Here is a 16,951-nt window from a genome sequence, read left to right on the forward strand (position 1 = left end):
CCCGACGCCCCCATCATCACCACCGACGCCCGCCACCGCGCCGACGCCAAGAGCGCCCTCATCACCCTCGTCGAACACGCACTCATGGCACGGCTCCGGTAGGAGCCGCCCGGCCCAGCGGTCCGGTCGCCCGTACGCCGAAGGCCCCCGCAACTCCTCGGAGTTGCGGGGGCCTTCGGCATGCCGCGGGTGTGTGTGCGGTCCCGCGGCACGGCCGAGGCCCCGGACCCTTGCGGGTACGGGGCCTCTCGGCGGGCCGGGCTGCGTACGGGCTCAGCCCTGCCAGCTGTGCGGGGCCCGGAAGCCCGGGGTGCGCTCCAGGCGGCGCCAGCCGGCGGTGGAGCGGCGGGCGGTGTGCGGGGCGGGCTCGGGGGAGCCGGCGGCGCGGGCCAGCAGGATCGCGGTGATCGCGGCCAGTTCCTCGGGCTCGGCATGGCCCTTCTCTACGCGGAGCAGGGCGTCAGCGGGAGTGCTCATGTGGTGGCGGGTCTCCTTACTGCGGCGGGTTGCCGTGCTTGCGGGACGGGAGGTCTGCGTGCTTGTTGCGGAGCATCGCGAGGGAGCTGATGAGCACCGCGCGGGTCTCTGCGGGGTCGATCACGTCGTCGACCAGGCCGCGCTCGGCGGCGTAGTACGGGTGCATGAGCTCGGCCTTGTACTCCTTGACCATGCGGGTGCGCATGGCCTCGGGGTCCTCGGCCTCGGCGATCTGCTTGCGGAAGATGACGTTGGCGGCGCCCTCGGCCCCCATGACCGCGATCTCGTTGGTCGGCCAGGCGAAGGTGAGGTCGGCGCCGATGGACTGGGAGTCCATGACGATGTAGGCGCCGCCGTAGGCCTTGCGCAGGATCAGGGAGATCCGCGGGACGGTGGCGTTGCAGTAGGCGTACAGGAGCTTGGCCCCGTGGCGGATGATGCCGCCGTGCTCCTGGTCGACGCCCGGCAGGAAGCCGGGGACGTCCAGCAGCGTGATGATCGGGATGTTGAAGGCGTCGCACATCTGGACGAAGCGCGCGGCCTTCTCGGAGGCCTCGATGTCGAGGACGCCGGCCAGCGACTGCGGCTGGTTGGCGACGATGCCGACGACCTGGCCGTCCATGCGGGCGAGGGCGCAGATGATGTTGCGCGCCCAGCGCTCGTGGATCTCCAGGACGTCGCCGTCGTCGACGAGCTCCTCGATGACCTTGTGCATGTCGTACGGGCGGTTGCCGTCGGCCGGGACCAGGTCCAGGAGGGCGTCGCCGCGCCGGTCGGCGGGGTCGTCGGTGGCGTGGACCGGCGGGTTCTCCCGGTTGTTGGACGGGAGCATGGAGATCAGGTACCGCACCTCGGCGATACAGGTCTCCTCGTCGTCGTAGGCGAAGTGCGCGACGCCGGAGGTCTCGGCGTGGACGTCCGCGCCGCCGAGGCCGTTCTGGGTGATCTCCTCGCCGGTCACCGCGCGGACCACGTCCGGGCCGGTGATGAACATCTGCGAGGTCTCGCGGACCATGAACACGAAGTCGGTCAGGGCCGGGGAGTAGGCCGCGCCGCCGGCGCAGGGGCCGAGCATGACGGAGATCTGGGGGATGACCCCGGAGGCCCGGGTGTTGCGCTGGAAGATGCCGCCGTAGCCGGCGAGGGCGGAGACGCCCTCCTGGATGCGGGCGCCCGCGCCGTCGTTGAGGGAGACCAGAGGGGCACCGGCCGCGATGGCCATGTCCATGATCTTGTGGATCTTCTGGGCGTGGGCCTCGCCCAGCGCGCCGCCGAAGATGCGGAAGTCGTGCGCGTAGACGAAGACCGTGCGGCCCTCGACCGTGCCCCAGCCCGTGATGACACCGTCGGTGTAGGGCTTGCGGGACTCCAGACCGAAGCCGGTGGCGCGGTGCCGGCGCAGCTGCTCGACCTCGCGGAAGGAGCCGGCGTCGAGCAGCAGCTCGATGCGCTCGCGGGCGGTGAGCTTGCCCTTGGCGTGCTGCGCCTCGGTGGCGCGCTCGCTGGGTCCGCGCCGGGCCTGCTCGCGCAGGTCCAGCAGCTCGGCCACACGGCCGCGAGCGTCCGTCGGCTCGCCGGGGGTCTCGTCCACAACGGTCATGTACCGACCTTACGAAGACCCCCAAGCAAAACCCTCCGTCGAATCCGCACAGTCTCCGGCCCCATCCGCTGTGCGGCCCGGACAGAACGGCCGGGGCGGGCAAGTGACTCACCAGTTGGGGCCTGGGTCCTTTGTGCGTGTCCTACAAAACTCCACCGAACGAGTGAAGAAGTTGAAATCCGAACAACATGGGTCTACAGTCGTTCTCGTCACCACATCGTTGAATGTTGAACTTCCACTGGAGGACGTCATGGGAATCTTCGGCCGCCGCACCCGCGAGACCGCCACCACCGCCTTCGAGGCGGCCCCCGCCGCCGGCGCCTCGGTCGCCACCCTCGAAGCCGACCCCGCCCTCGCCGCCCTGACCGGCGACTACACCATCGACCCGGCCCACAGCAGCATCGGCTTCACGGTCCGGCACGCCATGGTCACCAACGTCCGCGGCTCCTTCGACTCCTACGAGGGCGCCCTGCACCTCGACGGCTCCGACCCGGCCCGCTCCACCGCCGTCATCGACATCCGCACCGAGTCCGTGGACACCGGGATCGGCGACCGCGACGGCCACCTGCGCGGCGAGGACTTCTTCGACGCCGCCGCCTTCCCGCTGATGAGCTTCCGCTCCACCGCCGCGGCCCGGATCTCCGAGGACACCTACCGCATCACCGGCGACCTGACCATCAAGGACGTCACGCGCCCGCTCTCCATCGACCTGGAGTTCAACGGCTCCGCGACCGACGTCTACGGCAACGAGCGCGTGGGCTTCGAGGGCAGCACCCAGATCCTGCGCTCCGACTGGGGCCTGACCTGGAACGCCGCCCTGGAGGCCGGCGGCGTGATGGTCAGCGACAAGGTGAAGCTGACCTTCGACATCTCCGCCATCCGCAAGTGAGCGGCCGGTGACGGCCCGGACGGGGGCGGCGGCGCAGGATCAGAAGCCGCCCCCGCCGTCGAAGCCGCCGCCGCCCCCGAAGTCCCCGCCGCCGAAGCCCCCGGAGTCCCCTCCCCCGAATCCGGAGGAGTCGAAGTCGGCGCCGGAGAAGTCCCCGCCCTCGTACCCGCCGCCGTAGTCCGCCGCGTACGCCGGCCCGGCCATCACCGAGCCGAGCATCGTGCCCACCAGCAGGCCGGGCAGGATGCCGCCGCCGAAGTAGCCGCCCGCCCAGGGCCCGTACGCGGGCCCTGCGTCGTAGTACGGGCGCGGGCCGCGCTCGGTGTCGACCGTGCGGACCACCGGGTCCCCGCCCTCCGCCAGCCGCACCGCGTCCGCCGCGCACACCGGCACCCGCCGCGCGCTCCCGCCGGCCGGGGCCCAGTCCGCGTCCTGCGTGCTGGGGCCGTGCCGCGGGTCGAAGAAGCAGGGCGGGCGCCGCTCGGGCAGGGCCCGCCCCCCGCGCCGGGCGGCCAGGACCGCCAGCGAGAAGCGGCCGTCCTCCAGCGCCTGCGTCACCCCCCGGACCTCGTCCGGGCGCCGCACCCCGGCCATGATCTGCTTGGCCTTCTCGTACGCGTCCAGCGCGTGCTCGTAGTCGGCCCGCATCGCCTCGTCGGCACCCGCCTCGGCCGGGTGGAAGTCCAGGCGCTCCAGCTCCTCGCCGAAGGCCGTGATGTCCTCGTCGACGACCACGCGCAGCTTCTCGACGGCCGCCCGCTCGGCCTCCTCCCTGCGGCGGCGGCTGCGGCGCGTCAGCGCGTACGCCCCGCCGCCGCCCAGCGCCAGGAGGGCGCCGATCGCCACCAGTCCGCCCACGGGCACCCCGCCGCCGCCCGCGCCGCCGGTGTCCCAGGAGGCCGGGGCGCGGCCCCGGGCCTGTGCCAGCGCCTGGTCGACGAAGTTGTCCAGCTGTGTCCCGGCGTCCACGGGCCCGCCCGCCTTGACGGCGTCGGTGAGGTTGCGGACGGCGTCGGCGGGCATGACGGCCCGGTCGGCGCCGGCGTTGAAGCCCTCGCCGAGCCGGATGGCGTAGAGGCCGGTGATCCCGGTCTCGGCGCGTACGGTGCGCAGCACGCTCGCCGCCGGGAACTCGGAGCCCTCGGGCAGCACGGCGACGAACACCGGCCGGTCCGCGGCCCGGATCTTCTCCGCGAGGGCCTCGGCCTGCGCCGGGGGCAGCTGCGCGGCGGCGCGCGGGTCCACGTAGACCGGGCCCATCTTGAGGGCCTCGGCCACGGCGGCGGGTCCGGTGGCCGCCTGCGCCTGCGGCGCCGCCCCGAGGGCGGCGGCCGACAGGGCCAGCAGCAGACCGGACAGTACGGATATCAGCCTGGTCCTCATGCTTAGAAATTACCCGAACGATGTAATTCCTGTGTAAGTCGGACATAAGGGCTGGGCGGTGGGGCGGGTACGGCGGGGACCGCCCCGGGCCCGGTGGCGGTCCGCCCGCTACTCGGTGGGCTGGACCCCCGCGTGCAGCAGCCCGTACGTGAAGGCGTCCACGAGGGCCTCCCAGGAGGCCGCGATCACGTTGGTGGCCACGCCGACGGTGGCCCATTCGCGGTTGCCGTCGCTGGTGGAGACCAGGACGCGGGTCGTGGACTCCGTGCCGTGCGTGCCCTCCAGGATGCGGACCCGGTAGTCCACCAGCTCGAACTTGGCGAGCTGCGGGTAGAAGCGGTCGAGGGCGGTGCGCAGGGCCCGGTCGAGGGCGTTGACGGGGCCGATGCCCTCGGCGGTGGCGACGATCCGCTCCCCCTTGACCCAGAGCTTGACCGTGGCCTCGTTGGCGTGGGTGCCGTCGGGGCGGGTCTCGGCGATGGAGCGCCAGGACTCGGTGCGGAAGTGGCGGCGGGCGCGGCCGTCGACCTCGGCGCGCAGCAGCAGTTCGAAGGAGGCGTCCGCGGCCTCGTACGTGTAGCCCTTGAGCTCGCGCTCCTTCACCCGCTCGACCACCCGGGAGACCAGGGCGCGGTCCCCGCCGAGGTCCACGCCGAGCTCCTTGCCCTTGAGCTCGATGGAGGCGCGCCCGGCCATGTCGGAGACGAGCATCCGCATGGTGTTGCCGACCCGCTCGGGGTCGATGTGCTGGTACAGGTCGGGGTCGACCTTGATGGCGGAGGCGTGGAGTCCGGCCTTGTGGGCGAAGGCGGAGACGCCGACGTACGGCTGGTGGGTGGAGGGGGTGAGGTTGACGACCTCGGCGATGGCGTGGGAGATGCGGGTCATCTCGGCGAGGGCCCCGGCGGGGAGCACCTTGCGGCCGTACTTGATCTCCAGGGCGGCGACGACGGGGAAGAGGTTGGCGTTGCCGACCCGCTCGCCGTAGCCGTTGGCGGTGCACTGGACGTGGGTGGCCCCGGCGTCCACGGCGGCGAGGGTGTTGGCGACCGCGCAGCCGGTGTCGTCCTGGGCGTGGATGCCGAGGCGGGCCCCGGTGTCGGCGAGGACGGTGGCGACCACGGCGGAGATCTGGGCGGGGAGCATGCCGCCGTTGGTGTCGCAGAGGATGACCACGTCGGCGCCGGCCTCGTGGGCGGTGCGGACCACGGACTTGGCGTACTCCGAGTCGGCGCGGTAGCCGTCGAAGAAGTGCTCGCAGTCCACGAAGACCCGGCGGCCCTGGGCGACGAGGTGGGAGACGGTGTCCCGGACCATCTCCAGGTTCTCTTCGAGGGTGGTGCGCAGGGCGAGTTCCACGTGCCGGTCGTGGGATTTGGCGACCAGGGTGATCACCGGGGCGCCGGAGTCGAGGAGGGCCTTGACCTGCGGGTCCTCGGCGGCGGTGCCGCCGGCCCGGCGGGTGGCTCCGAAGGCGACCAGCTGGGCGTGCTTGAACTGGATCTCGGTGCGGGCGCGGGCGAAGAACTCGGTGTCGCGGGGGTTGGCGCCGGGCCAGCCGCCCTCGATGAAGCCGACCCCGAAGTCGTCCAGGTGACGGGCGATCGTCAGCTTGTCCGCGACCGTGAGGTTGATGCCTTCGCGCTGGGCGCCGTCGCGCAGCGTGGTGTCGAAGACATGGAAGCTGTCGTCGATGACCTCTGTCGTCATGCTGATCTGACTCCTGTCGGATGAGTGGCTCCGGGTGCCCGGGATCCACCTGCCCTCATCATCGCGCGCATCCGGCGCCCGGCTGGAGTGGGCCGGGAAACGAAAAAACCCCTCGCGGGTGCGAGAGGTCTGCGCGCGGGTCTGGGGCACGGTGGCCGCCGCCCGCGGGGGTCGTCCACGGTTCAGCGGCCACTGCGGACCGGCGCGCTGCTTCCCATAATCATCACGGAAACATGCACGGTCCGCAGTCTGCCACACCCCCTGCGGCGGGCAGGAGCCGTCTCACGATGCGGTCCGGGCGTATCGCGGATCAGGCCAGGGACTCGGCGAGGAACTCCCTGGCGTGGCCGAGGATCGCGGCCCGGTCGGTACCGGGCAGGCCGACGGCGAGCTGGATGCTGAACCCGTCCAGCAGGGCCCGTATCCGGGTGGCGGAGCGGTCGGCGTCCACCGGCCGCAGCTCTCCGCGGGAGATGCCCTCGGCGAGCAGGGCGACCAGGTCGCGGTGCCAGGCGCCCTCGATGGCGGACTGGCGGTCGCGCTCCTCGGGCCCGGCGTTCTGCGAGCGGTTCCAGACCTCCAGCCACAGGGTCCAGTGCGGGTCGCGGGGGCCGTCGGGCACGTAGAGGTCGACGTACGCCTCCAGCCGCTCGCGCACCGGGGCCCGGCGGGAGAGCAGGGCGCCGCGCTCGGCGCCGAGCCGGCCCTCGCTCCACTCCAGGGTCTGCAGCAGGAGCTCGTCCTTGCTGCGGAAGTAGTAGAGGAGGTGGCCGCTGCTCATGCCGACCTCGCGGCCCAGGCCGGCCATGGTGAGCCCGTCCAGGCCGCGCTCGGCGATGGTGGCCATGGCGGCGGCGAGCACGTCCTCGCGCGGGGGTGCGTTCCTGCGCGCCCGTGCCCCTGCCGTCATGGCCTCTCCTCGCGGTGTCGCGAAGGCCCGTGTCAGACCTTCGGCTGCTGCTGGGTGATGCAGTGGATGCCGCCACCCCCGGCAAAGATCGTACGTGCGTCGACCAGGGTGACCGTGCGGTCCGGGAAGAGCCCGCGGAAGATCTCGGCGGCCTCCTCGTCGCGGGGGTCGTCGAAGGAGCAGAGCACGACCCCGCCGTTGCACAGGTAGTGGTTGATGTAGGAGTAGTCCACCCACTCGCCGTCCTCTTCGAGCACGGTGGGCGCCGGGACCTCCACGACCTCCAGCTGCCGGCCCTGCGCGTCGGTGGCGGCGCGCAGGAGGGCGGCGATGAGCTTGCAGCGCTCGTGGTCCGGGTGGGCCGGGTCGGGCTGGGTGTGGACCATCACCACGCCGGGGCGGGCGAAGGCCGCGACGATGTCCACGTGGCCCTGCGTGCCGTAGGTGCCGTAGTCGCCGGCGAGGCCGTACGGCAGCCAGATCGCCTTGGTGGTGCCGAGGTGGGCGTGGACCTCGGCCTCGACCTGCTCGCGGGTCCAGCCGGGGTTGCGGCCCTCGCCGAGCTGCACGGTGTCGGTGAGCAGCACGGTGCCCTCGCCGTCCACGTGGATCGCGCCGCCCTCGTTGACGAGCGCGGTGCTGTACGTGCGGGTGCCGGCGAGGTCGGAGACGTGCCGGGCGATCTTGGAGTCGTTGTCCCAGCGGGCCCACTCCTGGGCGCCCCAGCCGTTGAAGGTCCAGTCGACGGCGGCGAGCGCGCCCCGGCCGTCGGTGACGAAGGTCGGGCCGATATCGCGCATCCAGGCGTCGTCGAGCTCGCGCTCGACCACGGTCAGGGGGTGGCCCTCCCCGGCTCCGGCGATCTCCCGGGCCTCCGCGGCGTCGCCGGGGGCGACGACCAGGGTGACCGGCTCGAAGGTGCGCACCGCGCGGGCCACGGCCCCCCAGGCCGCGCGGGCCCCGGCGAGCTCCTGCGCGTCGGTGAAGGTGGGGTTGGGGCTGGGCCAGGCCATCCAGGTCCGCTCGTGGGGGGCCCACTCGGGGGGCATCCGGAATCCGTCGGCGGCGGGGGTGCTGGTGCTCATGGCGGGGGTCCTTAGCGCAGGTGGGGGCGGGGGTCGGCGGCGTTTTCGGGGGCCGGCCGCGCGAGGATCCGCCACTCTTCCGTTCGGCTTGTTAGAGCATCACTCTAACTCTTTGTTTCCTTGCGGGGAACCATTGACCGGGGTGGCGGGTCTAGGCCACATTGAATGTCGCTCAAACTCTCCCCGCCCCTCACCCCCGTCCCCAGGGAGTCCCCATGCCCATAGAGCAGCGCGGTGTCGACACCATCCCGGAGGAGGAGCGCACCAGCGGTCCCCGCGACCTGGCCGCGATCCTCCTCGGGTCCAACCTCTGCCTGGGCGTGATCGTCTTCGGCTGGCTGCCCCCGTCGTTCGGACTCGGCCTGTGGCCCTCGGTCACCGCGATCGTGGCGGGAACCCTCGTCGGAATCGCGTTCACCGCGCCGCTGGCCCTCGTCTCCCTGCGCACGGCCACGAACCTCTCCACCTCCAGCGGGGCCCAGTTCGGCGTCCGGGGCCGGCTCGTCGGCTCGGTCGTCGGCCTGCTCCTGTCCCTCGGCTACACCGCCCTGACCCTGTGGATCGGCGGGGACGTGATGGCCGGGGTCCTGTCCCGGCTGACGGGCCTGCCGGACAGCGGCGGCCTCCGGGCCGCGATGTACGCCGTCCTGGCCGTGTGCACCGTGGGCGCGGCGGTGTACGGCTACCGGCTGCTGCTGCGGATGAGCAAGGTGCTCGCCGTGGTCATGGCGGTCCTGCTCGCGGCGGGCGTGTTCGCGTACGCGGGCGACTTCACCACCGCCGCCCCGCCGGACACCCCGTACCTGCTCGGCTCCTTCTGGCCGACCTGGGTCCTGGCCGCCGTGGCCGCCGGGCTGAGCGGCCCGATCGCCTTCATCACCCTGCTCGGCGACTACACCCGCTACGTCTCCCCGCGCCGCCACAGCCCCCGCTCGGTGTACTGGACCACCTTCCTCGGCCTGCTCGCGGGCCTGCTCGTCCCCCAGCTCTTCGGCACGTACACCGCGCTGGCCGCCCGGGCCTCACTGGACTACGCGGGCCCGCTGGTCGCCGCCTCCCCCGGCTGGTACCTGCTGCCGCTGCTGGCCGCCGCCACCGCCGGCTCCGTCGGCAACGCGGGCCTGATGCTCTACTCCATGGGCCTCGACCTCGACGCGATCCTGCCGCGGGCCACCCGCACCCGGGCCACCGTGATCGCCGCGGCCGCCGCCACCGCCTTCGTCTTCCTCGGCTCCTTCGCCTGGGACGCCCAGTCGGCCATGACCTCCTTCGTCCTGCTGCTCACGGCCGTCGGCACCCCCTGGGCGGTGATCACCCTGGTCGGGTACGCGCGCTGCGGCGGGCGGTACGACGAGGAGGCGCTCCAGGTGTTCAACCGCCGGGCCCGCGGCGGCGTCTACTGGTACAGCGCCGGGTGGAACGTCCGCGCCACGGCGTCCTGGGCGCTGGGCGCGGCCGTGGGCCTGGCCGCCGTGTCCACACCGCTGTACGAGGGCCCCCTGCTGGCCCTGACCGGCGGGGTGGACCTCAGCTTCGTCCTGTCGGGGCTGTCGGGCGGGCTGGTGTACCTGGCGCTGACCTCCCGGACCGAAGCGGTCCGGGCCGCGGCGGCGGTCGCCGCAGCGGACTAGCACGACGGCGCACGAGGCGCCGAGCGAGGGGAACGCCGTGGAAGAGCTCGTGGAAGTGGTCGGCAAGGTGGCGGTCAAGGTCGCCAAGGGGGTGGCCGGCCTGGCCTACGCCGTCGGGGACGTCGCGGTGGCCGCGGCCTCGGAGCACGGCTCGTCCTCCCGCGCGAAGGACGAGCGCAAGGACGGCGCGGACGACGGGGCGAAGGACGGCCGGCCCGGGGACGGGCAGGACGGCGGACCGTCCGCGGCCTGATGCGCACGAAGGGGAGGGCCCCGCCGGATTCCGGCGGGGCCCTCCCCTGTCGTACGCGCCCCGGGGGCGTGCGCGCTCAGCCCAGCGGGTGCATCCAGCCGTGGGCGTCGGCGGCGTTGCCGGTCTGGAGGTCCAGGAGCGCCCTGCGGAGCTTCATGGTGACCTCGCCGGGCTCGCCGTCGCCCTGGGTCCAGTTCGCGCCCGCGGACTTCACCGAGCCGACGGGGGTGATCACGGCGGCGGTGCCGCAGGCGAAGACCTCGGTCAGGGTGCCGTTCTCGGTGTCGCGCTTCCAGTCCTCCGTGCTGATCCGGCCCTCCTCGGCGGTGTAGCCGAGGTCGCGGGCGATGGTCAGGAGGGAGTCGCGGGTGATGCCCGGCAGCAGCGAGCCGGTGAGCTCGGGGGTGACGATGCGGTCGCCGTACACGAAGTACAGGTTCATGCCGCCCATCTCCTCGACCCAGCGGTGCTCGACGGCGTCGAGCCAGACCACCTGGTCGCAGCCGTGGCCGGCGGCCTCGGCCTGGGCCACGAGGGAGGCGGCGTAGTTGCCGCCGGTCTTCGCGGCGCCCGTACCGCCCTTGACGGCGCGGACGTAGTCCTCGGACAGCCACACCGAGACGGGCTTGACCCCGCCGGGGAAGTAGGCGCCGGCCGGGGAGGCGATCACCATGAACAGGAACTCGTTGGCCGGGCGCACGCCGAGGCCGACCTCGGTGGCGAACATGAACGGCCGCAGGTAGAGCGAGGCCTCGCCGGACGAGGGCACCCAGGCCCGGTCCTGCTGGATGAGGGCGTCGCAGGCGGCGATGAACAGCTCGTCCGGCAGCTCGGGCATCGCCATGCGGCGGGCGGAGGCCCGGAAGCGGGCGGCGTTGGCCCCGGGGCGGAAGGTGGCGACCGTACCGTCGGGCTGGGCGTAGGCCTTCAGGCCCTCGAAGATCGTCTGCGCGTAGTGCAGGGTCATGTTCGCCGGGTCGATGGAGAGCGGCGCGTACGGGACCAGCTCGGCGTCGTGCCAGCCGCGCCCCTCGGTCCACTTGATGGTCACCATGTGGTCGGTGAAGTGGCGGCCGAATCCGGGGCTGGCCAGGATCGCCTCGCGCTCCGCGTCGGACAGCGGGTGCGAGGAGGGCTTGAGCTCGATCGTGGGCGTCGTCATGGGTGCATGTCCTTCACCGGTTGTGTGGAGTGGACCGCGCTCACTGCGTACCAGGACGTCCGAGCTTGCCCCGCATTCCGCGGCCCCGCGTTCGATTATCGCGCGGGGCGGGCGTGCGGAGAAACGGGGTGGTGTTGCGGCCCAGGGGAGATGGTGGCACCCGGGGGCCGTACAGGAGAAGCCGCCGGATGCCCGTGGGAGGGCGGAGCCGGCGGCTTCTCGTGGAACGGGGAGCGCGCCGGGGTCAGCCGGCTACTCGCGCGGCGAGTGCGTCGCCGATCCGGTCCGTGCTCCGGAAGGTGCCGTCGCGCTCGGCCAGGTCGGCGGAGACGGCCTCCTCGATGCGCGCGGCCTCGGCCTCGTAGCCGAGGTGGCGCAGCAGGAGGGCGACGGACAGGACGGTCGCCGTCGGGTCGGCCTTGCCGGTGCCCGCGATGTCCGGGGCCGAGCCGTGGACGGGCTCGAACATGGACGGGAAGGCGCCGGTCGGGTTGACGTTGCCGGAGGCGGCCAGGCCGATGCCCCCGGTCACGGCCGCGGCCAGGTCGGTCAGGATGTCGCCGAAGAGGTTGTCGGTGACGATGACGTCGAAGCGCTCGGGCTGGGTGACGAAGAAGATCGTCGCGGCGTCGACGTGCAGGTAGTCGGTGGTGACCCCGGGGTACTCCTGGCCGACCCGGTCGAAGATGTTCTTCCACAGGTGGCCGGCGTACACGAGCACGTTGTTCTTGTGCACGAGGGTCAGCTTCTTGCGCGGGCGGGCGTTGGCCCGCTCGTACGCGTCGCGGACCACGCGCTCGACGCCGTACGCGGTGTTGATGCTGACCTCGGTGGCCACCTCGGCGGGGGTGCCGGTGCGCAGCGAGCCGCCGTTGCCGGTGTACGGGCCCTCGGTGCCCTCGCGGACCACGACGAAGTCGATCTCCGGACGGCCGGCGAGCGGGGTGGCCGTATTGGGGAAGAGCTTCGACGGGCGCAGGTTGATGAAGTGGTCGAAGGCGAAGCGGAGCTTGAGCAGCAGCCCGCGCTCCAGCACGCCGGACGGGACCGACGGGTCGCCGATGGCGCCCAGCAGGATCGCGTCGTGGTGGCGCAGGGCCTCCAGCTCCGCGTCCGGGAGGGTCTCTCCGGTGCGGTGCCAGCGCTGGGCCCCGAGGTCGTACTCCTTGGTCTCCAGCTTCACGTCCTGGGGCAGGACCGCGCTGAGGACCTTGAGGCCCTGTGCCACGACTTCCTTGCCGATGCCGTCACCGGGGATCACTGCGAGATTGATGCTGGTCGCCATGACGGAACCGTACTCTCTGTCCCACTCATTGACACGTGGCGTCCATTATCCGGACAGCGGTGTGTCTGCGGAACGCAAACGGAAGGGTCAGTGACCGGTCTCGCCGCCGTTGTCGCGGCGGTCGAGGGCCCGCTGCAGGGCGGCCGCGGCGTTCCTGCGGTCGGCGGCGGAGCGGGGGGTCTGGCGGACACGGCGGGGGGAGGGGGTCTGGGACATGTCGACTCCTTGAGGTCACGGCGCGGCACAGCCGCATTGAGGGGTTTCTCCAAGGCGCCGGAAGGGGCGGGAGGCGGGCGCGGCAGGGGTTGCCTGCGAGGGGGCGCGCGCTCTCGACCGCCGTTCGCTGGATCAGCGGGTCGTTCGGCTCCTACAACGCTAGGGCACGTTCCGCTGTCTGTCTCCGCAATTAGTCGGACTTCCTAGCATCTGAGACGGGGCTCACCCGGCGGGCCGCTCCCGCAGCGCCCGCAGCTCCCGGACCAGGGCCTGCACGGACAGGGCGGCGGCCAGTTCGGGGGTGGTGACGTACCCCACCGCGCGGGTCGGCCGGTCCGGCCCCAGGTCGGTACGGGCCACCCCGGCCGGCGCCCCGCGCAGCGACAGCTCCGGCATGATCGCCATGCCCAGCCCCCGCTCGACCATCGTCACCACCATCGCGTCGTCCTCGGCCTTGACCGTCGCCCGCGGGATCCAGTCCTGCGCCCGCCACCAGTCCCGCGTGTACGCGCCGCAGTTCTCGTCCCAGTCCAGCAGCGGCAGCCCCCGCGGATCGGGGTGCCCCGCCGGGTGCACCAGGCTGTACGGCTCCTCCAGCAGCACCCCGGCCACCAGCCCCGCCGGGGTCCCCTGGGCCCCGCCGAGGGTGGCGATGCCCAGGTCGGCCCGGCCCGCCCGCACCTCCCCCGCCGTACCGTCACCCAGCTCCCGGACCACCCGGACCTCCGGCTCGATCTCCGGGTACCGGGCGGTGAGGCGCTCCAGCACCGGGGGCAGCAGGTGCAGGGCCGCACTGCGGAAGGCCGCGATCCGCAGCGGCCCCGCGGCGGGCCGGCCCGCGCCGCGCGCCTCGGCCGCCAGGGTGCCCAGCAGCCGCAGGATCCGCCGGGCGTGCGCCACCGCCCGCTCCCCCGCCGCGGTGGGCCGGGCCCCGCGCCGGCCGCGCTCGAAGAGCACCGCGCCGACCTTCCCCTCGGCGGTGCGCACGGAGTGCGAGACGGCCGACTGGGTCAGGCCCAGCGCGGCCCCGGCGGCGGAGAAGCCGCCCTCCTCCGCGACGGCCACCAGGATCCGCAGTTCCTGGGGAGCGAGATCGGTCATCAGGCCTCTCACCTCGTTCTATGAGCGGGATTCATGCACAGGATGCTGCCATGAGCCCAACCCCCTGCCCGGCCCGCGGATTCCCTCCTAGCGTCGGCGCCATGACCACGAAGACCGGCCTCGCCGTCCACCTGACCGCCCGCCCCACCGGATTCCCCACCGCGGACGCCTTCCGCACCGTCGAGGTTCCGGTGCCCGACCCCGCCCCCGGCACCGCCCTCGTCGAGAACCTCTACCTCTCCGTGGACCCGTACCACCGGCAGATGATGGACGGCGGCGACGGCGGCTTCGCCCTGGACTCGCCCCTGGAGGGCCGGGCCCTGGGCCGGGTGCTGCACTCCGCGGACCCCGGGCTGCGCACCGGCGACCTCGTCCTCCACCGGCGGGGCTGGCGCAGCCACGCCCTGGTCACGGCGGGCGCCGAGGGGGCCCGCAGGGTCCGGGAGCACGCGGGGGTGCCGCTCGCCGCCCACCTCGGGATCCTCGGCGGCACGGGCCTGACCGCGTACGCCGCCCTGACCCGGACCGCCGCCCTGCGCCCGGGCGAGGACCTGTTCGTCTCGGCCGCGGCGGGCGGGGTCGGCACGGCCGCCGCGCGGATCGCCCGGCTGCTCGGGGCCCGCCGGATCGTCGGCAGCACCGGCTCCGCGGCGAAGGCCGCCCACCTGACCGCGCACGTGGGCTACGACGCGGCCTTCGACTACCACGACGGGCCGGTGGCCGGGCAGCTCGGCCGGGCGGCCCCGGACGGCATCGACGTCTACCTCGACAACGTGGGCGGCGAGCACCTGGAGGGCGCCCTCGCCCACCTGCGGGAGTTCGGCCGGATCGCGGCGGTGGGCGCCGTCTCCTCGTACCACGGGCGCGGACTCGGGACCGGGCCGCGCAACCTGCTGGAGGTGGTGGAGAAGTCGCTGCGCATGGAGGGGGTGCTGGTGCGCCACCACACCGGGCTCCAGGAGGAGCTGGAGGAGTTCCTCGTCCCGCACCTGCGCAGCGGAGCCGTGGTCTCGGACGACACGGTCCTCGACGGCTTCGGCCGGACCGTGGAGGCCTTCCTCGGCATGCTGGCCGGGCAGAACACCGGGAAGATGCTGGTCAGGATCTGACCCGCCGCCTTATCGGATCAGGCCGGGCCCCCGCGGCCGGCCGTGCGCATCCGCCCGTACGCGTACACGCAGCCGGCCAGGGCCAGGTCCGAGAGCAGCATGAACCCGATCGAGTAGGAGTCCTCGGCGCTGTACACGGCGCCCATGACCAGCGGCGGCACGAAGCCGCCGAGCCCGCCGACCGCGCCCACGATCCCGGTCACGCTGCCCACCTGCGCCTGCGGGGTGACCTGCGAGACCAGGGTGAACACGCTGCCGCTGGCGGTGCCCAGGCCGGCCGCGATGCACAGCAGGCAGACCGTGCCGACGGGGTCCAGCCCCGGGTCGAAGGCCTGCACGACGGCGAGGACGGCGACGGAGCCGAGGGCCGCGGAGGTGACCACCGCGGGGTGGACCCGGTCGGCCAGCCAGCCGCCCAGCGGCCGGAAGACCACGGTGAGCAGGGCGAATCCGGCGGCCTTGGTGCCGGCGTCGGTGGCAGAGAGCCCGTACCAGGTCTTCAGGTACGTCGGCAGGTACACGCCGAAGGCGACGATCCCGCCGAAGCCGATGGCGTAGAGGGCGGACAGCTCCCAGGTGACCCGCAGCCGCCCGGCCGCGGCGAGCCGCTCCGTCAGGGGGGCGGTGGGCAGGGCGCGGTCCGGCCGGTCGCGGATCAGCAGGACGGCGACCAGGGCGAAGGCCGCGAGGGCCGCGGCGACCACGTAGAAGGGCAGGTTCTCGTCGTGCCGGGCGATCCGCGGGGTGAAGTACCCGGACAGGGCCACGCCGCCCATGCCCATGCCGAACACGCCGAGGCCGAACCCCCGCCGCTCGGGCGGGAACCAGGAGTTCACGAGCGGGACTCCGATGGCGAAGGTGGTGCCGCCGATGCCCAGCAGGAAGCCGACGGCCAGGGTGCCCGCGTACGAGTCCCTGGTCGGGACCAGCAGCAGTACGGGCACCACGGTCAGCGCCGAGACCAGCGGGAACATCAGGCGGGCGCCGTAGCGGTCGGTGAGCGCGCCGACCGGGACCCGGCCCAGCGAGCCGACGATCACCGGCACCGCCACCAGCAGCGACTGCTCGAAGGAGCTCAGCCCGAGCCGGTCCCGGTAGTCGCTGCCCAGCGGGGCGATCAGGTCCCAGGCCCAGAAGGTCAGCGTGAACCCGACCGTGACCACGGCCAGGTTCAGGTACGCGGCGCGGGGGGTCCCGGCAGCCGCCCCGGGCGGCGCTGCGTCGGCTGCTTCCACACCGCCACGCTAGGAACCCCCCGGTCCGCGGGCACGCCGTGCTCCGCCGAACGGGTCGGCGGCGGACGGGGCGGGGGCGGGCGGGCCGGGGGCCGTCCGCCCAGCGGTCGCCGCGGCCGCGGATCCGGCGACCTCGCGCCAGGAAACGGCCGGTGCGCGCCTGGTCGGGTCAGGACCGGCGGCGCGAGACTCGGCCCATGCCGACCAGCACCCACCAGTGGACGCCCACCCACGGCGATCCCTACCGCCCCGTCGCCTACCGCCCCGCCCGCCCCGCCGCGGCCGAGTCCCTGGCCCGCGCCGCCGAGCTGCGCGCGCGGATGGACGAGCGCCGCACCGTGCGGCAGTTCTCCCCGGACCCCGTGCCCGAGCAGGTGGTGCGGGACGCCATCGCCTGCGCCGCCACCGCGCCCTCGGGGGCCCACCAGCAGCCCTGGACCTTCGTCCTGGTGAAGGACCCGCAGGTGCGGCGGGCGATCCGGGAGGCCGCCGAGGAGGAGGAGCGGACCTCCTACGACGGCCGGCTCGGCGAGGAGTGGCTCGCGGCCCTGCGCCCCCTGGGCACGGACGCGGTGAAGACCCACCTGACGGACGCCCCGGCCCTGGTGGTGGTCTTCCAGCAGCGCTACTGGCTCGGCCCGGACGGCACGAAGCGCAAGCACTACTACGTGGACGAGTCGGTCGGGATCGCGGTGGGGATGCTGCTGTCCGCGCTCCACCTGAGCGGGCTGGCGGCGCTGGTGCACACGCCGAGCCCGATGCGCTTCCTCGGGGAGGTGCTGGGGCGCCCGGAGAACGAGAAGGCCTTCGCGGTGGTCCCGGTCGGCTACCCCGCGGACGACTGCGAGGTGCCGGACCTGGTGCGCAAGACCCTGGACCAGGTGCTCGTCGAGGTCTGAAGCCCG

The 16,951-nt window shown here is 73.4% G+C and carries 16 protein-coding genes and 1 pseudogene; 6 read left to right on the plus strand and 11 right to left on the minus strand.

Translation table 11 applies throughout. From position 1 onward, the window contains the following. Positions 1-102 (plus strand): annotated as a pseudogene (locus ACZ7JZ_RS24340) (ATP-binding protein); the annotation flags it as partial. A gap of 171 nt (positions 103-273) precedes the next feature. On the opposite strand, the gene ACZ7JZ_RS24345 reads toward ACZ7JZ_RS24340, so the two are convergent. Both ACZ7JZ_RS24345 and ACZ7JZ_RS24350 read right to left on the minus strand, forming a co-directional pair. Then, complete coding sequence (locus ACZ7JZ_RS24345; protein WP_470942813.1) at positions 274-477, minus strand: acyl-CoA carboxylase subunit epsilon; 204 nt, start codon at positions 475-477, stop codon at positions 274-276. Positions 478-493: 16 nt separating this feature from the next. After that, positions 494-2,077: an acyl-CoA carboxylase subunit beta gene (locus ACZ7JZ_RS24350; protein ID WP_470942814.1), complete on the minus strand. Its 1,584-nt coding sequence runs from the start codon at positions 2,075-2,077 to the stop codon at positions 494-496. 250 nt (positions 2,078-2,327) lie between these two features. Between ACZ7JZ_RS24350 and ACZ7JZ_RS24355 the strand changes: the two genes are divergently transcribed. Then, a complete protein-coding gene (locus ACZ7JZ_RS24355; RefSeq protein WP_470942815.1) occupies positions 2,328-2,966 on the plus strand; it encodes a YceI family protein in 639 nt (212 codons plus the stop codon). Between the two features lie 39 nt (positions 2,967-3,005). On the opposite strand, the gene ACZ7JZ_RS24360 is transcribed toward ACZ7JZ_RS24355, so the two are convergent. The 4 genes from ACZ7JZ_RS24360 to ACZ7JZ_RS24375 form a co-directional block, all read right to left on the minus strand. Beyond that, positions 3,006-4,349 (minus strand): hypothetical protein, encoded by a 1,344-nt coding sequence (locus ACZ7JZ_RS24360; protein WP_470942817.1) that lies wholly within the window; start codon positions 4,347-4,349, stop codon positions 3,006-3,008. 108 nt (positions 4,350-4,457) lie between these two features. After that, positions 4,458-6,059 (minus strand): citramalate synthase, encoded by a 1,602-nt coding sequence (gene cimA, locus ACZ7JZ_RS24365; RefSeq protein WP_470942818.1) that lies wholly within the window; start codon positions 6,057-6,059, stop codon positions 4,458-4,460. 310 nt (positions 6,060-6,369) lie between these two features. Continuing rightward, positions 6,370-6,969, minus strand: a complete 600-nt coding sequence (locus tag ACZ7JZ_RS24370; RefSeq protein WP_470942819.1) for a TetR/AcrR family transcriptional regulator — start codon at positions 6,967-6,969, stop codon at positions 6,370-6,372. 32 nt (positions 6,970-7,001) lie between these two features. Next, positions 7,002-8,054 (minus strand): agmatine deiminase family protein, encoded by a 1,053-nt coding sequence (locus ACZ7JZ_RS24375; protein WP_470942821.1) that lies wholly within the window; start codon positions 8,052-8,054, stop codon positions 7,002-7,004. A 215-nt stretch (positions 8,055-8,269) separates the two neighbouring features. On the opposite strand from ACZ7JZ_RS24375, the gene ACZ7JZ_RS24380 reads away from it, so the two are divergent. Both ACZ7JZ_RS24380 and ACZ7JZ_RS24385 read left to right on the plus strand, forming a co-directional pair. Then, complete coding sequence (locus ACZ7JZ_RS24380; RefSeq protein ID WP_470942822.1) at positions 8,270-9,685, plus strand: cytosine permease; 1,416 nt, start codon at positions 8,270-8,272, stop codon at positions 9,683-9,685. Positions 9,686-9,722: 37 nt separating this feature from the next. Continuing rightward, a complete protein-coding gene (locus tag ACZ7JZ_RS24385; protein ID WP_470942824.1) occupies positions 9,723-9,938 on the plus strand; it encodes a hypothetical protein in 216 nt (71 codons plus the stop codon). A gap of 76 nt (positions 9,939-10,014) precedes the next feature. Here the strand turns inward: ACZ7JZ_RS24385 and ACZ7JZ_RS24390 are convergent, their stop codons facing one another. The 4 genes from ACZ7JZ_RS24390 to ACZ7JZ_RS24405 all read right to left on the minus strand — a co-directional run bounded on the left by ACZ7JZ_RS24390 (position 10,015) and on the right by ACZ7JZ_RS24405 (position 13,702). Continuing rightward, positions 10,015-11,100 carry a branched-chain amino acid aminotransferase gene (locus tag ACZ7JZ_RS24390; RefSeq protein WP_470942825.1) on the minus strand — a complete coding sequence of 362 codons (1,086 nt, stop codon included), beginning with the start codon at positions 11,098-11,100 and terminating at the stop codon, positions 10,015-10,017. 244 nt (positions 11,101-11,344) lie between these two features. Next, complete coding sequence (locus tag ACZ7JZ_RS24395) at positions 11,345-12,385, minus strand: 3-isopropylmalate dehydrogenase (protein WP_470942827.1); 1,041 nt, start codon at positions 12,383-12,385, stop codon at positions 11,345-11,347. An 87-nt stretch (positions 12,386-12,472) separates the two neighbouring features. After that, on the minus strand, positions 12,473-12,601 hold the full coding sequence (locus ACZ7JZ_RS24400) for a hypothetical protein (protein WP_470942829.1): 129 nt from the start codon (positions 12,599-12,601) through the stop codon (positions 12,473-12,475). A gap of 222 nt (positions 12,602-12,823) precedes the next feature. Next, on the minus strand, positions 12,824-13,702 hold the full coding sequence (locus ACZ7JZ_RS24405; RefSeq protein WP_470942831.1) for a LysR family transcriptional regulator: 879 nt from the start codon (positions 13,700-13,702) through the stop codon (positions 12,824-12,826). Between the two features lie 101 nt (positions 13,703-13,803). Between ACZ7JZ_RS24405 and ACZ7JZ_RS24410 the strand changes: the two genes are divergently transcribed. Continuing rightward, a complete protein-coding gene (locus tag ACZ7JZ_RS24410; RefSeq protein ID WP_470942833.1) occupies positions 13,804-14,811 on the plus strand; it encodes a zinc-binding dehydrogenase in 1,008 nt (335 codons plus the stop codon). A 17-nt stretch (positions 14,812-14,828) separates the two neighbouring features. On the opposite strand, the gene ACZ7JZ_RS24415 is transcribed toward ACZ7JZ_RS24410, so the two are convergent. Further along, complete coding sequence (locus tag ACZ7JZ_RS24415) at positions 14,829-16,046, minus strand: MFS transporter (protein WP_470942835.1); 1,218 nt, start codon at positions 16,044-16,046, stop codon at positions 14,829-14,831. Between the two features lie 197 nt (positions 16,047-16,243). On the opposite strand from ACZ7JZ_RS24415, the gene ACZ7JZ_RS24420 reads away from it, so the two are divergent. After that, the gene (locus tag ACZ7JZ_RS24420) at positions 16,244-16,945 is read left to right on the plus strand and encodes a nitroreductase family protein (RefSeq protein WP_470942837.1); all 702 of its coding nucleotides are present in this window, start codon (positions 16,244-16,246) and stop codon (positions 16,943-16,945) included. The last annotated feature ends 6 nt before the right edge of the window (positions 16,946-16,951 follow it).

The organism is Streptomyces sp. NPDC038213 (assembly GCF_055600495.1).